The 15,753-nt window shown below is 69.9% G+C and carries 9 protein-coding genes; 4 read left to right on the top strand and 5 right to left on the bottom strand.

The genetic code is table 11. The features are described from left to right. Positions 1 to 44 precede the first annotated feature (44 nt). Positions 45 to 1,961, top strand: coding sequence for a glucokinase (locus tag NYO99_RS04175; RefSeq protein WP_268165832.1), 1,917 nt, complete (start codon positions 45 to 47; stop codon positions 1,959 to 1,961). Positions 1,962 to 2,150: 189 nt separating this feature from the next. On the opposite strand, the gene NYO99_RS04170 is transcribed toward NYO99_RS04175, so the two are convergent. From NYO99_RS04170 to NYO99_RS04150, 5 genes are all read right to left on the bottom strand, one after another. Beyond that, positions 2,151 to 3,911, bottom strand: coding sequence for a glycoside hydrolase family 35 protein (locus tag NYO99_RS04170; RefSeq protein WP_268165831.1), 1,761 nt, complete (start codon positions 3,909 to 3,911; stop codon positions 2,151 to 2,153). 152 nt (positions 3,912 to 4,063) lie between these two features. Further along, complete coding sequence (locus NYO99_RS04165) at positions 4,064 to 6,910, bottom strand: TonB-dependent receptor (RefSeq protein ID WP_268165830.1); 2,847 nt, start codon at positions 6,908 to 6,910, stop codon at positions 4,064 to 4,066. 47 nt (positions 6,911 to 6,957) lie between these two features. Beyond that, positions 6,958 to 8,121, bottom strand: a complete 1,164-nt coding sequence (locus NYO99_RS04160) for a glycoside hydrolase family 88 protein (protein WP_268165829.1) — start codon at positions 8,119 to 8,121, stop codon at positions 6,958 to 6,960. Positions 8,122 to 8,229: 108 nt separating this feature from the next. Then, entirely contained in the window at positions 8,230 to 9,597 is a 1,368-nt protein-coding gene (locus NYO99_RS04155) for an MFS transporter (RefSeq protein ID WP_268165828.1), read from the bottom strand. Next, complete coding sequence (locus NYO99_RS04150; protein ID WP_268165827.1) at positions 9,594 to 10,676, bottom strand: LacI family DNA-binding transcriptional regulator; 1,083 nt, start codon at positions 10,674 to 10,676, stop codon at positions 9,594 to 9,596. Before NYO99_RS04150 ends, NYO99_RS04155 begins: the two co-directional genes overlap by 4 nt. Positions 10,677 to 10,997: 321 nt before the next feature. On the opposite strand from NYO99_RS04150, the gene NYO99_RS04145 reads away from it, so the two are divergent. From NYO99_RS04145 to NYO99_RS04135, 3 genes are all read left to right on the top strand, one after another. Then, complete coding sequence (locus NYO99_RS04145; RefSeq protein ID WP_268165826.1) at positions 10,998 to 12,149, top strand: efflux RND transporter periplasmic adaptor subunit; 1,152 nt, start codon at positions 10,998 to 11,000, stop codon at positions 12,147 to 12,149. 80 nt (positions 12,150 to 12,229) lie between these two features. Then, positions 12,230 to 14,332: an ATP-binding cassette domain-containing protein gene (locus NYO99_RS04140; protein WP_268165825.1), complete on the top strand. Its 2,103-nt coding sequence runs from the start codon at positions 12,230 to 12,232 to the stop codon at positions 14,330 to 14,332. Between the two features lie 4 nt (positions 14,333 to 14,336). Continuing rightward, positions 14,337 to 15,719, top strand: coding sequence for a TolC family protein (locus NYO99_RS04135; RefSeq protein ID WP_268165824.1), 1,383 nt, complete (start codon positions 14,337 to 14,339; stop codon positions 15,717 to 15,719). The last annotated feature ends 34 nt before the right edge of the window (positions 15,720 to 15,753 follow it).

Genomic DNA, 15,753 nt, shown 5'->3' with positions numbered 1-15,753 from the left:
AATAATCCGCTTCCTCTCCTTCACCGGTTTGCCCAGCCCCACCGATGCCCCGTTTCGACAGCCCCCGCCTGCTTGCCGACATCGGCGGCACCTATGCCCGCTTCGCGCTGGAAACCGGCCCCGGCGAGTTCACGCAGATGGCCTCGCTGCGCTGCGCCGACCATGCCGACTTTCACGCCGCCGTGCGCGCCTACCTGAGCGGCCTGAGCTGGCAGGACGGCGCCCAGCAGATCGCGCACGCCGCCATCGCCATCGCCAACCCGGTGGAAGGCGACCGCGTGCGCATGACCAACTACCACTGGCAGTTCTCCATCGACGAAATGCGCCAGCGCCTGGGGCTGGACACGCTGGTGGTCGTCAACGATTTCACCGCGCTGGCGATGGCGCTGCCGCGGCTGGCCGAGGTAGACGTGCGCCAGGTGGGCGGCGGCCAGGCGCGCCGACCCAGCGTCATCGGCCTGCTCGGCGCAGGCACCGGGCTGGGCGTGTCGGGGCTGATCCCGGCGGGCGAAGGCTGGATCGCGCTGGGCACCGAGGGCGGCCACGTCAACTTCGGCCCGCGCGATGCGCGCGAAATGGACATCCTGCAGTTCGCGTGGAAGCACCTGGACCAGGACCACGTGTCCTACGAGCGCCTGATCTCCGGCCCCGGCCTGGAACTGATCTACAAGGCCCTGGCCGACCGCAACGGCGTGGCCGGCGCCGAGCCGCTCGGCGCCCCCGCCATCACGCAGCGTGCGCTGGACGATGGCGACGCACTGTGCCTAGAGACACTGGAGGTCTTCTGCGGCCTGCTGGGCACGGCGGCGGCCAACCTGGCGGTGACGCTGGGGTCGCTGGGCGGCATCTACATCGGCGGCGGCATCGTGCCGCGCCTGGGCGAGTACTTCGACCGCAGCCCGTTCCGTGCGCGCTTCGAGGACAAGGGGCGCTTCCGCGAGTACGTCTCGGCCATCCCCACCTTCGTCATCACGGCCGAGCACGCCACGTTCAAGGGCGCCTCCGCCATCCTCGAGAACCAGCTGCGCCACCTGCAGGCCTCGCCCGGTTCGGCCATCCTCGGCCAGATCCGCCGCGCCCGCAGCGAACTGTCGCCGGCCGAGCTGCGCGTGGCCGACCTGGTGCTGGCCCAGCCGCGCTCGGTGCTGAACGACCCCATCGCCGAGATCGCCCGCGCGGCCGGCGTCAGCCAGCCCACCGTCATCCGCTTCTGCCGCTCGCTGGGCTGCGAGGGCCTGTCGGACTTCAAGCTGCGCCTGGCCTCGGGCCTGACGGGCACGGTGCCGGTCACGCACACGCAGGTCAACACCAACGACTCCATGCTGGAGCTGGGCGCCAAGGTGCTGGGCAACACGGCCAGCGCCATCCTGCAGGTGCGCAGCCACCTGAACCGCGACACCATCGACCGCGCCACCGAGATGCTGCTGGCAGCCGGCCGCATCGAGTTCTTCGCGCTGGGCCACTACGGCGTCGTCGCGCAGGACGCGCAGTTCAAGTTCCTGCGCTTCGGCATGCCCTGCGGCGCCTACACCGACCCGCGGCTGCAACTGCTGGCGGCGGATGTGCTGCGCGAGGGCGATGTGGCCGTCGCCATCAGCAGCGGCGGGCGCCTGCCGGAGCTGCTGCAGGTGGTGGAGAAGGCCCAGGAGCGCGGCGCCAAGGTCGTGGCCATCACGGCCAGCCAGAGCCCGCTAGCCAGGCGAGCCGACGTGGCGCTGATCGTGGACCACGTGGAGGACATCGAGACCCACCTGCCCATGGTCAGCCGCATCCTGCACCTGCTGGTCATCGACATCCTGGCCGTGGGCGTGGCCATGCGCCGCAACCCCGACAGCATCTCGGCACTGGCGGTGGGCGCCGATGAAGAAGACGCCAAGCCCGGCCGCCCCGGCGCCACCACGGTGGCCCCAGGCGTCAGTGCCGCCACGCCGCTGGCGCGGCTGACCTCGCACAGCCGGTAACGCGGCGCCATCCTCGGGGCGCAAAGGCCCTGGAGAGCCGGTTGCGGCCAGCATCCCGCTGAGGCCGCCCTCGCGGACGCCAGCCGTCGTCCGCTGGATGACCTGCGGCCGGACGCCATCGGCGACAACAGTGCCCCTGGCCAGCACAAGCGGAGTTGGCGCGAGCAGCCGCGTGGCTGCGGCGCTCGGTCATGGCGCCCGGCCCGCAGGCCTTTGCGCGGTGAACAGCGCCTCGCAAGCACCGTGCGGGTGCAGCTCAAGCACCGTCAACTCGTTGCCGCCTGTTTTCAACAGCGGCGCCGGCACGTAGAGCGCAGTCTGCGGGCCTCGCGACCAGTAACGCCCGAGGTTGAAGCCGTTGAGCCAGACGACGCCCTTCTCGCCCGCAGGCAGCGACAGGAAGCAATCGCCCGGCTGCTCGACGTCAAAGCAAGCTCGGTAGAAGGTCGGCCCGGCCACGCCGGGCGACGCGCCGAACCTCAGCGCCGACAGATCGTTCAGCGCCAGCGGCCAGCACTGCCAGCCATGCAGCACGGTGTGCGTGCCCAGGCGAACGAGGCCCAGCAGGCCCTTGCGATCCAGCAGCTGCGGGCCGTAGTTCACGCGGCCCAGGTTCTCGACCAGGATGTCCAGCGTGACCGGCCCCGGTGGCAACGTCAGCGGCAGCGACAGCGGCTGGTTGCGTTCCAGCGTACCGACCTCCACACCGTTGACGAACACCTGCGCCCGGTCGTGCAACTGCGTCAGATGCAGCGTCGTCGGCCCCGGCGGGTGCCTGAGTTCGGTGCGATAGAGCACGAAGCCGTAGCTCTGGCCCAGGCTTTCCATGGGCCGCGGCACCGGCGTCGCCTGTGGCGATGACAGCTGGTCCAGCGCGGTGAACAGCGGCTGCGACTGCGTCAGCCGCAGCGGCCCGCGCTCGAAGCGCGGCACCGGTGGCGGCAACTGCAACGGCGGCAGCGCGACGTGCCTGCCAATGACCTCGCGGAATGCGTGGAACTTGGCCGTCAGCTGGCCATCCTCCGACAGCGGCGCGTCGTAGTCATAGCTGCCCACGGTGGGCTGGTAAGCGCCGGTCTCCAGGTCCGTGTTGGCACCGTTCATGAAGCCGAAGCTGGTGCCGCCGTGGAACATGAAGACGTTGACGGACGCGCCGGCTGCCAGCACCTCATCCAGCGCCTGTGCGGCATCCGCGGCCGCACGCAGATGCTGCGGCTCACCCCAGTGGTCGAACCAGCCGCACCAGAACTCCATGCACATCAGCGGCCAGTTCGGCTGGTACTCACGCAGCTTGGCGAACTCGCCCGCAGCTCGCGAGCCGAAGTTGGCCGTCTTGAGCACATGGGGCACGGTGCCGTGAGTGAGCATGAAGTCCGTCGCGCCGTCTGACGTGAACAGCAGCGTGTCGACACCGCGCGCGCGCAAGGCGTGCTCCAGCCAGCGCAGATAGGTCTGGTCGCTGCCGTAGCTGCCGTACTCGTTCTCCACCTGCATCGCGATGACGGGCCCGCCCTGCCCTGCCTGCAGCGGCAGCAAGGGTGGCAGCAGCGCATCGAGAAAGCGCGCCACCGCGTCGAGGTAAGGCGGATACATGCAGCGCAGCGCCATCTCCGGGTCAGCCAGCAGCCAGGCAGGCAGGCCGCCAAACTCCCATTCGGCGCAGATATAGGGCCCGGGCCGCACGATGACGTGCAGACCCAGCGACCCCGCCAGCCGCACGAAGGCCGGCAGGTCCAGCCCGCCTGTGAAGTCGAACGCGCCGGGCTGCGGCTCGTGCAGGTTCCAGGCGACGTAGGTCTCAACGCAATTCAAGCCCATGGCCTTGAGCTTGAGCAGGCGGTCCTCCCACTGCTGGGGCATCACGCGGAAGTAATGAAGGGCGCCGGAGAGCAACCGGTGTGGGCGGCCGTCGAGCAGGAAGTCGTTATTGGCGACGGTGAAGCGGGTCATCGAGTACGGATTCAGGGCGTGCCGAGCAGCAGCACGGGTTGATAGGCATTGGCATGGCGCGAGCCTGGCGAGGCCCAGTGGCTACTGCCATGGGTGGCCGCCCCGCCCTCGCGCAACCTGGGCGGCGGCCAAGCCCGGCACGCCGCACACGCTCAGTACTTGTAGCGAAGGCCCACGTAGACCTGGCGGCCGCTGTTGTAGAGCGCCGTGGTCTGCTCGGGCAGCGCCGCGTTGGTGGGCACCTTGTTGAAGTAGCGCAGCGTCGGGCTGTTCAGGTTCAGGCCTTCCACGTTCAGCGACAGGGCGTCGGACAGCTTCATGCCGAAGGACGCGTTCACCGTGCCGCTGGCCGCCGCGTAGCTCTGCTGCGCGCCGTACAGGCCGATGCGGATCTCGCTGCGGTGCGCGTAGGCGATGCGCGCGTTGAAGAGGTCGTCCTCGTAGTAGGCGCCGAGGTTGTAGGTGTGGCGGGCGGCGCCCATGATGGGGTTGCCGTTGGCCTCCTTGGCGTCGGCGAAGGTGTAGTTCGCGTTGGCGCCGAAGCCGCCCCACAGCGGCTGCTCCCAGCCCAGCTCCACGCCCTTGGACTTGCCCGTCACCGAGATCGGCTGGCTGACCGTCGTGTCCATGAAGGCGGGCTTGAGCACGCCGGTGACCGGGTCCTTGGCTGCCGTGTTGAACAGGTACTGCACCGAGCTGCCCGCGCCGATCAGCGAGTCGAAGTCGATGACGAAGGCCTGCGCCGACAGCAACGAGCGCGGCTGGAAGTACCACTCCACGCCGAGGTTGTAGTTCTTCGCGACCACCGGCTTCAGCGTCGGGTTGCCACCCGCTGCGGTGGACACCGGCGTGGCCGCGGGGTTGTACTGGAAGTTGCCGATGGCCGTGCCCAGCGCGCTGTACTCGGGGCGCGACATGGTCTTGGCGACGGCCGCGCGCACGGTCAGCTGCTTGCTGATGTCAAACACCACGCTGGCGCTGGGCAGCAGCTCGCTGCCCTGGCTGTCGGTCGTCATCGTGAAGAAGTTGCCGAAGCGCGAACCGGTCGTCAGCGTGGCGCCGGCGGGCACGAAGGCCGCGCACGCGCTCGCCTGCAGCGCGCTGCCGTAGGTGATGACGGTGCCGTCCGCTGCCTTGGAACCAGCCGCGCCGCAGGACAGGCCGGTGTTGGTCGTCACGCTGGTGCGCGTCTTCACGTAGCGCAGGCCCAGGTTGCCGCGCCAGGCATCGCCGCTGAGCTTGCCCATCACGTACAGCGCCTGGCTCTTCTCGCCGACACGGAATGGGCCGGACGCCGGGCGGTTGAAGACCGGGTCGGTGCTGAGGTTGGCCTCGCTCCACTGCTGGATGGCGCTGGACGACAGCGACGGCACCTGGCCCGCCAGACCACCCGCGCCGCCGCCCAGGCTGGCGCCGAAGTCGGAGGGCAGCGTGGCACCGTTCCACGCGATCTGCGGCAGGCCGCTGTCCACCTGGCCGGTGCCGGCGGCATTCATCGGCCAGCCGGTCTTCAGCGGGCGGTAGGCCTGGCGCAGGTGATCGGCGCCGCGCCAGCCGAACTTGACGCTGTTCAGCACGCCACCGTCGAAGCTCCATTCACCGTCCAGCTGCGCGAAGTCCTCGCGATCCACGCTGCTGGCCAGCGTGTGGTTGTGATCGCTGCGGATGAAGTTCCAGTTGCTGGCGGACAGGCCGCTGGGCAGGCTGACGCTGGTTGCACCTGCCTCGTGGCCCAGCGTGTACGCCTGCGTCACGCCGCGGAAGCTCATGTAGTGCTCGTAGAAGTCGGCCATGCCCTCGGCCTTGGTCGTGCCGGCCAGGCCGTTGACGCTGAGGTTTTCGCTGGCCTTGAACTTGAAATCGCCGGTGTAGTACCCCGTCTTGACCGCCGCGCCGGGGTTGTAGGTGGCCTGCAGGTTGTTGCCGTTGTTGGTGGTGTTGGCAAACGTGCCGCCAGTCAGCACGCCATTGCTGATGACGGCATTGGTCGGAACGATCTTGGCGTTCAGGCTGTTGGCGAAGTCGGTGTTGAAGATCTGCCGGTAGTAGCTCGCGTCCAGTTGCGAGTGGAAGGCCTCGCCGCCAAGCACCAGATCGTCGCTAGGCCTCCACTGCACGCCCAGCACGCCGCCACGGCGCTTGCGCTCCTGCTCAAACAGCTGCGTGGCCACGTTGGTGACGAAGGTGGTGCCCTGCGGCACGGCCGCGTTGGCCTGCGCGGCGGTGGCCACGCCGTAGTTGCGCACCTGGCCGTCGCGGCGCACGTGGCGGCGCTCGTCGAAGAACTGGCCCATCACACCGAAGGTGTTGCTGGCGTTCTTCCAGTTCAACAGCGCCGACAGTTGCGGGTCGGTCTTGCCGGCGCGGTCGCTGTAGACAGCCTGCACGCCGACCTCAGCCGTGAACGGCTTCTTGAAGTCCAGCGGCCGCCTCGTGATGATGTCGATGGAGCCAGCCACGCCACCCTCGATGTCGTCAGCCTGCGCACTCTTGTGCACGACGACCTGACTCACCAACTCCGACGGCAGCAGCAGGAAGCTGACGCTGCGCGCCGAGCCGCTGGTGTTGGGGCCGGCACCGCCGGCGATCATGTCGCCGTAGTCCCAGTCGGCCGACGCGACCGAGTGGCCATTCAGCGTGACCAGCGACAGGCTGGCGCTGGTGCCGCGCATGCTGACGCGGTCGTTCTCGTCATAGCCGCCATTGCCGCCGGTACCGGTGGCGGTGTTGATGCCGGGCACGCGCTGCAGCGCATCGGCGACGTTCTTGTCGGGCATCTTGCCGATGTCCTCGGCGCTGATGACCTCGGTCACGCCGTCGGCAAAACGCTTGGCTGCGAGCGACTTGTCCTTGGCCGCCCGGATGCCGGTGACGAGCACGGTCTCCAGCTTGTTGTCGGCATCGGCCGGCGTGGGCGACTGCGCATGGGCGGCGCCCAGCAGCAGGGAGATGGCGGCGAGCGCCGTGGGGCGCAGGCGGGGGAAGGAAGTCGATCGCATGGTTTGGCTCCGAATGATGATGGTTATGGGTGATGCGGCGCTGGCTGTCAGCCGCCTGGGTGCCAGAAAGGTGCCCAACCCCGCTCACGGCGGGCCAGGGCTTCGAGGAAGAAGAAATCGCCCCACAGGCACGCCTCGTCCACGCCCAGCCCCTCGGGCTTGCTGTAGACGCTGTGCAGCAGCAGCGCGTTGCTGCCGGGCGTGCGCCAGCCGGCGCAGTGCTGCAGCAGACCGGCGAGCAGGCGGTCGGCGTGCTGCAGGTAGACGGCAGCGTCGTCATGGCGGCCCTCGGCCTGCAGCAGCTCGGCGATCTCGATGAGGCCGCTGGCCGCGATGGCGCTGGCCGAGCTGTCCCAGGGCTCGCGCGGGTCGGCGGCCAGGCTCAGGTCCCAGCAGGCCACGCCGTGCTCGGGCAGGCCGGCGAGGAAGCGCTGCGCCAGCCGCTCGGCCGTCGCCAGGAAGCCATGCCCCGGCGCCCAACGGTGGTTCAGCGCAAAGCCGTACAGCCCCCATGCCTGGCCGCGGGCCCAGCAGGAGTCGTTGGCCGCGCCCTGCGCTGTCGTGCCGTGCCGCGGCGCGCCAGTGGCAGGATCGAAGTGGAAGGTGTGAAAGCTGGTGTCGTCGGAGCGCACCAGGTGGTCCTGCGAGCGCAGCGCGTGGCTGACGGCCGCGTCGGCAAAGCGTGCATCGCCCGTCTGCACGCTGGCCCAGTGCAGCAGCGGCAGGTTGAGCAGGCAGTCGATGATGATGCGGCCGCGCTGCGCGGGCTCGTCGAGCCGGCCCCAGGCCTGGATGACGCCAGCCCCGGGCAGGTAGCGCCCCATCAGCAGCTCGGCCGCCTGCAGCGCGGTGCCACTCGCGGCCGCAGCACCGGCCCCACCGTTGTGCTTGGCGGCTATGCAAGACGGCATGAACAGAAAGCCCAGGTCGTGGTGGTCGACGACGTAGCGCTTGCGCAAGCGCTCGCCGTAGCCAGGCAGCTGCGCACATGCTGCAGTGGCGAAGCGGGCCTCGCCACTCAGCGCATGTGCCATCCACAGCAGGCCGGTCCAGAAACCCGCCGTCCAGCTGCCGTTGCTGCCCAGCGGCGCATCCGGCCAGCGCGACGGCCAGAAACGGTTGGCCTCGCTGGTGTCGCCAGGGAAATGCTCGCCCAGTTGCTCCAGGCATCGACCCACCTGTGCGCAGGCCTGTTCAATCGCACCAGGCATCAGCACGTGCAGCCTCGATTCTGTGAAAGTCTGTTGTTCATGAGTTAACGTCAACATCTTTGCCGCAAAAAAAAACGGCCACGGGCCCGGCCGCGGCCGCAAAGGAGATCAGGGAGCGCGGTAGGCGGCAAAGCCGCCGAGCCCACGCATCTGCCGGGCCACCATCAGGTAGCAGAACGCCGACCCGGCGGCGAGTGCGCCGCTGGCCAGGAACGTGTGTCGGTAATGGCTGCCGGTTGCGTCGAGCCATACGCCCATGCCGGGCGCGACCAGCATGTAGCCCAGCGCGGCCAGCAGGTTCATCGCGGAGAAGAACTGCGCAAAGCTGGCTCGCGGGAACAGGTACTGGCCCAGCGCCGCCGTACCCGTCAGGTAAATGCCGGACACGACGCCGTGCAGCACGAACGCCAAGCCGAACTGCCGAGCATCCTGCACCCACAGACCTGAAGCCACCATGCACACCGCGTAGGCCGCGATGGAGACCAGCCCAACGCGCAACGGATGAAACCGATCCGCCAGCCAGCCCACCGGCAGCGCCAGCGCCAGGGAGAAGACATAGGTCACCGCCAGCGCCTGGCCATAGCCGTCCAGCCCCAGGCCCACCTGCTTGGCATAGAACACGCCAAAGCTGTTGACCGGGCTGCCACTGACGAGGCCCAGCATCATGGCGAAGAACAGGATCACATAAAACCGGTGGCTGAAGCATTCGCGCAGATAGCGCTGCGTGGCACCGACCCAGCCGCCCTCTTCCTCCGGCACCGGCTCGGGCGGCGGATAGTGGCCTTCGCGCACGCGCCAGCACAGCAGCGCAAAACACAAGCCGTAGATCAGCGCAATGCCGACGAAGATCACTGAGAACTGCTGCTCGGCATAGCCCAGCACCTGCGAGCTGAAACCGATGCCGGCCAACAGGCTGGTGGCGCGGAACAGCCCATAGAAGCGGCCAACGAGCGCCTGTGGCACGACGTCGTTGATGAGCCCGCCGAACACCGCGTTCGCGGTGACAGAGGCAATCTCGAACACGGTCCACATCAGGCTGAACCACGCGAGTTGGCAGACGCGCAGCGACACACCGCTCAGTTCATTTAGCAACGCGCCGACCCACGGCGTGGCCGCCATGCCCAGCAGGCCGACGACGATGGGCGGCGTTGGCAGCAGCAGGTAGGGAATGCGCCGCCCCAGTGGCCCGCGATGCCGGTCTGACCGCACGGCGATGACCGGCCCCAGCAACATGCCCAGCGCCGCCGGTAGCGAGCCGACCACCAGCGCGATGAAGAAGTCGCTGGCCTGAAGCTGCTTCAGCAGCACCTGCGCCACGGGCACGACCGCGCGCTCCTTGAGGCTCCAGGCGAAATCGCCGAGCAGCAGCCATGCGAACAGCACGGCCAGCCCGCCCACGCCATAGACGAGGCTGCCCTGGCGCCACTGGCGCGGCTCGCCACCGAGGTCAGCTGGTGTATTCCCGGCAACCGTCATGCGCGCTTCTTCGCGCCAGCGCGCCGGCCTGTGGCTGCAGCAGCGGTGGAGCCGCGCACGACGACATGGCTCTGCAGTTCGATACGCATGCCGCGCTGCGTGCCGTTCTCGATGTGCTGAAGCAGCAGCCGCACGGCGCTATCGCCCAGCTGCTCGTAGTCCTGCCTCACGGTCGTCAGCGCCGGATGGCACACGGCGGCGGCGGGAATGTCATCGAAACCCGCGATCGACAGCTGGCCCGGCACCTCCACACCTGCGGCCTGCGCAGCGTTCAGCACGCCCAGCGCCATCAGGTCGTTGGCGCAGAAGATGGCCGTCGGCGGCTCCGCCAGGCCCAGCAAGACCTGCCCCTGCTCGACGCCCGAACGCTGACCGAAGTCGCCCTGCACGATGAGCTCCGGGTCGGGCGTCAGGCCCGCCTCGGCCAGCGCCGCCAGGTAGCCGCGTTCGCGCTCCGGGCTCTGCCCGGAATGCGCCGTGCCGCGCACGAAGGCAATGCGGCGGTGGCCCAGTGCCAGCAGGTGCTGGGTCACGGCGTAGGCGCCTTCGTAGTTGTCGGCACGCACGACCGGCAGCGGCGTCGGTGCGCGCCAGTAGTTCACCAGCACGACGGGCAGCTTGGCGCGCTGGAACTGCGCCAGCTGCTCGGCCTGCTTGCCAGGCAGGATGAGCAGCAGGCCATCGCACAGGCTGGACATCAGCGGCACGATCTCCGGCCGGGCGCTGTCGCCGTCGGGCGTGGCAATGTCGTACAGCAGCAGGTCCAGCCCCGCCTGCTTCACGACGCGGCTGATCGCGTTGATGATGGCCGCGATGACCGGAGACTGGAAGTCGGTCACCAGCAGGCCCAGCACCCGCGTGCGGCCGCCCTTCATCGCCTTTGCGCCCACGTTGGCCACGTAACCCATGGACTGAGCCACCTGCTGCACCTTGGCCCGCGTGGCCTCGGCCACATAGCCCTTGCCGCTGAGTGCGCGCGACACCGTCATGACCGACACGCCCGCGGCAGCCGCGATGTCGGTGACCGTCACGCGGCCCGTGCCACCGGGGCTGCCGTCGTCATCCTGCTGCTGGGCCATGGCGTGTTAGAACCTGTTGTTCAATGTGTTAACGTTAGCCTATCGTACGCGAGACCCCACAGCCGGGCAAGGCCTGTCGCCACAGGGTTTACGACAGGTGGGCCGCGGCCGCGCGAACAGGCCGCCGGCGCGCACGACAGGCCAGGCAGCACACCGAGGGCCGCATGACTTTCGCCAGGGCACTATTCACTCAGCAGGATGCGCCCCGTTCGCTCGCCGGCCCGCGCGGGCTTGTTAGGCTGCGCCGCGTTTCATCGCACCAGCCGCCTTGAGAACGGCGACCACTTGCGGGCCTCGCAGGCCCGACGTCCTGGGAGGGACATGAAAGCCTCATTGCTGAAGCGCTGGCGCACGCGCCTGATCGTCATCGCCGTGCTGGCCGCCGCGGGCGGCGGCTGGTGGGCCACCCGCAAAGCCGATGCCCCGCTGCCGCCGCCCAGCGGTGTCGTCGCGCTGGCCGACATCACGCAGGCCGTACAGGCCGCCGGGGTGCTGCAGGCGCGCACCAAGGTGGATGTCGGCGCCCAGGTGAGTGGCCAGATCCAGACCATCCACGTCGAACTGGGCCAGCAGGTGAAGAAAGGCGACCTGCTCGTCAGCCTGGACCCCGACCTGGCCCGCAGCGACGTTGCGCAGGCCGAGGCCGCCGTCGCCCAGGCCAGCGCCGCGCTGGACAGCCGCCGCATCGACGCCGACGCGGCGCGGCGTGAGCTCAAGCGTCAGCAGCGCCTGCTGGCCGGCCAGGCGACGTCGGGCAACGAGGCAGAGCGCGCCGAGACCGAGCTCGCCAAGATCGAGGCCGACCTGCGCGGCCAAGCAGCCAACCTGCAGCGTCTGCAGGCCGACCTGGAGAAGCGCAAGGTCAACCTGTCCTACACCCGCATCACGGCGCCGATGAACGGCACCGTCGTCAACCTGCCGGTGCAGGTGGGGCAGACGGTGATCTCGGTGCAGGTGACCCCGGTCATCCTGACGCTGGCCGACCTGGACACCATCACCGTGCGCACCAAAGTGCCCGAGGCCGACATCCAGGCCATCAAGGTGGGCCAGGTGGCGCGCTTCTCCACGCTGTCAGGCGAGGGCAAGCGCTACGAGGGCAAGCTGCGCGTCATCCAGCCGGTGCCCGAGCGCGCGGGCAACGCCGTGTTTTACAACGTGCTGTTCGAGGTGGACAACCGCGACCGCGCGCTGTTCAGCGACATGACGGTGCAGGTGGACATCGAGACCGGCTCAGCCAAGCAGGTGCCCGCCATGCCTATCGTCGCCCTGGGCGAGCGCGGCAAAGACGGCCGCTTCACGGTCACGGTGCTCGACGCCGCCGGCAAGCAGACGCCGCGGCAGGTCAAGGTCGGCCTGCAGGACGGCGCCAAGGTGCAGGTGCTGGACGGCCTGAAGACGGGCGACAAGGTGCTGCTGGCACCGCCGAGCGCTGCGGATGCCGCGGCGTCTGCCGCCAGCGCCACGTCCAGCTGACATGACGCCCCCACGCTTGCTTCACTCGCTGCCCCCCGCGGGGGCGCTTCAGCGCCTGCGGGCGACCGGACGGCGCTGACATGGCCCTCATCGAACTGAAAGACGTCGCCCGGCATTACCAGCTGGGCGAGATCGACGTCCCGGCACTGGCCGGTGTGAGCCTGGCCATCGAGGCCGGCGAGTTCGTGGCCATCATGGGCCAGTCGGGCTCGGGCAAGAGCACGCTGATGAACGTGCTGGGCTGCCTGGACAACCCCACGCGCGGCAGCTTCCACATCGACGGACAGGACGCCAGCGCCTTAGGCGCGGACGAGCTCGCCGCGCTGCGGCGTGAGCGCTTCGGCTTCATCTTCCAGCGCTACCACCTGCTGCCCCACCTGGACGCCCGCGCCAACGCGGCGCTGCCGGCCGTCTACGCCGGCGTGGCCAGCGGCCCGCGCACCAGCCGCGCCGAGGCCCTGCTGGAGCGCCTGGGCCTGGGCGAGCGCCTGCACCACAAGCCCAACGAGCTGTCCGGCGGCCAACAGCAGCGCGTGTCCATCGCGCGGGCGCTGATGAACGGTGGTCAGATCATCCTGGCCGACGAGCCCACCGGCGCGCTGGACTCCGCCTCCGGCGCCGAGATGCTGCGCCTGCTCAAGGAACTGCACGGACGCGGCCACACCATCATCCTGGTCACGCACGACCCCAGCGTCGCCGCCCATGCGCAGCGTGTCATCGAGCTGCGCGACGGCAAGGTGGTGGCGGACAACGGCACACCGGCCGGCCATGTGGCGCCCACCGCGCTGCCCGGCGATGCGCCGCCGGTCGAGGATGGCGGCGGCGGACTTCCGCCGGGCCTCTCCCAAGGCAGTCCCTCCCCCTCGGGGGGCGGGCGCAGCCTGCTGCGCCCTGGGGGCGTCTTCATGCGCCTGCAGGTGCAGTGGCGCGAGGCCATCGCCACCGCCGTGCTGGCGCTCAAGGGCAACCGGCTGCGCACGGCACTGTCCATGCTGGGCATCAGCATCGGCATCGCGTCGGTGGTCAGCATCGTCGCGCTCACCACCGCGGCGCGGGCCTCCATCGAGACCGACCTCAGCAGCCTGATCTCCGGCCGCATCCCCGTCTGGCGCGGCAACCCGGCGCTGCCGCCCGGCGCCGTGGCGCAGCCCTTCCGGCCCCACGAAATCGATTCGCTGCGCGCGCTGCCGGGCGTCAAGGGCATCACGCTGAACCGCCAGATGCAGCTGACGGCCCGCCACCAGTCGCGCGACGCGATGCTGGAGGCCGTGGCGGGCGACCCCAACACGCTGCGCGCCCGCAAGCTCAAGCTGGCCCAGGGCCGCTACCTGGCCGCGATGGACTACGAGACGCGCAGCCAGGTCGTCGTGCTCGACGAGAAGGCGCGTGACGCGCTGTTCAAGAAGGGCGAGTCGCCGCTGGGCAAGCTGGTGTTCGTGAACCCCATGGCGGGCGGCGGCAACGGTGCTGAGATGCAGCCGCTGTTGCCCGGCGCGCCACCGCCGCCAGTGGCCGCCCTGCCCTTCACCGTCGTGGGCGTCGTCGCCTCGGAGGGCGGCGCGTTCAGCTTCGGCAGTTGGCTGGGCCAGATCTACCTGCCGCACACGACCTTCTCGCGCAAGCTGGACGCCCGCGCCGATGTCGACAACTTCGACGTGCTGCTGGACCTGACGGTGCCGCCGCAGCAGGTGCGCGAGCAGATCATCCATCGCCTGAAGGCGCTGCACGGCGCCGAGGATTTCGGCACCTGGAACGGCGAAGAGGAGTTCCGCAAGTTCCAAAGCGTGACCAGCGCGATGGCAGCGCTGTTTGCCGGCGTGGCGGCCATCTCGCTGCTGGTGGGCGGCGTGGGCGTGATGAACATCATGCTGGTGTCGGTGTCGGAGCGCACGCGCGAGATCGGCATCCGCATGGCGGTGGGCGCACGCCAGGGTGATGTGCGCCTGCAGTTCCTCATCGAAGCCGTCGTCCTCTGCTGCCTGGGCGGGCTGGTGGGCGTGCTGCTGAGCTGGCTGGCCGCACAAGGCCTGAACGCAGCCCAGCAACACCTGCAGGTCAGCATCAGCTGGGCGGCGCTGGGCGTGGCGTTTGGCGTATCCAGCCTGGTGGGCCTGGTGTTCGGCACGCTGCCGGCGCGGCGCGCCGCGGCGCTCAGCCCCGTCGATGCGCTGGCTCGGGAGTGAAACCATGAAGACAAGACTGACCGCCCTGGCCGCCGCGCTGTGGCTTGCGGGCTGCGCTCACGGGCCGGCCGCGCGTGCGCCCGAGGTCGCCATGCCGACCGCTTGGAGCCAGGCCGCCGGCACCGCCTCGCCCGACTGGGCCGGCCTGCTGGACCCGACGCTGGCCGCACTGCAAGCCCGCGCGCTGGCAGCGAACCTGGACATCGCCATCGCCGCCCAGCGCTGGCAGCAGGCTCAGCGCCTCGCTGAGCAGAGCGCGCTGCGCTGGCAGCCCAGCGCCGGCCTGTCCACCAGCGCCAGCCGGCCCGTGGAGACGCAGAGCAGCACGCGCAACGTGGACGTGGGCGGCGGCATCACCGTGCCCGTGACCACCAGCACCGGCTGGAGCCGCAGCTACGGCGCCTCGCTGGGCGTGGGCTACGAGCTGGACCTGTGGGACCGCCTGGCCCACACCACCGCGGGTCAGCGGGCCAGTGCCGAGTCCGCGCGCACCGACATCGAGGCGGCGCGGCTGTCCATCCGCAGCCAGGTGGCCGAGGCCTACTGGACGCTGGCCGCGCTGCGTGCCCAGCAACCGCTGGCCGAGACCCAGCTGGCGCTGACCCGTGAAACGCTGGGCCTGACGCGTCAGCGCGTGCGCGAGGGCAAGCTGCTGCCCGTGGAGCTGGACAAGATCGCCATCACCGTGCAGGCCGCCGAGAACCGCGTGGCGGACATCGCTGCTGACACGCTGCTGCAACGTCAGCGCCTGGCGCTGCTGCTGGCCGAGCCGCTGCCCGGCCCGTCGCCCGATGCCGCCCTGCCCGCCACCGAGCCGCCGCGCTGGCGGCTGGCCGAGCCCGCCGAGCAGCTGGCCCGCCGCCCCGACGTGCAGCGCGCACGGCTGGGCGTGGACCAGGCGCTGGCCCAGCTGCGCGTCAGCGAGGCCGAGCGCTACCCGCGGCTGAGCTTCAGCGCCGGCCTCAGCACCGGCGGCACGCAGGCGCGCGACTGGCTGTCCCAGCCGCTGGCCAACCTGGGCGCCAACCTGGCCGTGCCGCTGATCGACTGGCAGCGGCTGAACCTGCAGCGAGACAACGCCCGCAGCCAGCTCGACAGCGCCGCGCTGGGGCTGCGCGACACGCTACAGAAGGCGCTGGCCGAGATCGAGGCCCAGCGCATCGAGGCCGAGCGGCTGAGCCAGCAACTCGTCGCCAACACCGGCCGGCTGCGCGAGGCCCGCGAGAACGAGCGGCTGGCGCAGCTGCGCTACGACATCGGCGTCATCGCCCGCGCCGACTGGCTGCAGGCGCGCAGCGCGACCTTGGACGCCGAGCAAAACGCCGTGCAACTGCGCCTGCAGCAGTGGCTGCGGCAGGCGGCGCTGTTCAAGGCGCTCGGCGGCTGAGCAGCACGGCCGCCGTGCCCTGCGCTTGATTTAC

It is taken from the genome of Roseateles hydrophilus (genome assembly GCF_026712245.1).
GTDB classification, from domain to species: Bacteria; Pseudomonadota; Gammaproteobacteria; order Burkholderiales; family Burkholderiaceae_C; genus Pelomonas; species Pelomonas hydrophilus.
This window is presented reverse-complemented; position numbering and strand designations above follow the sequence as displayed.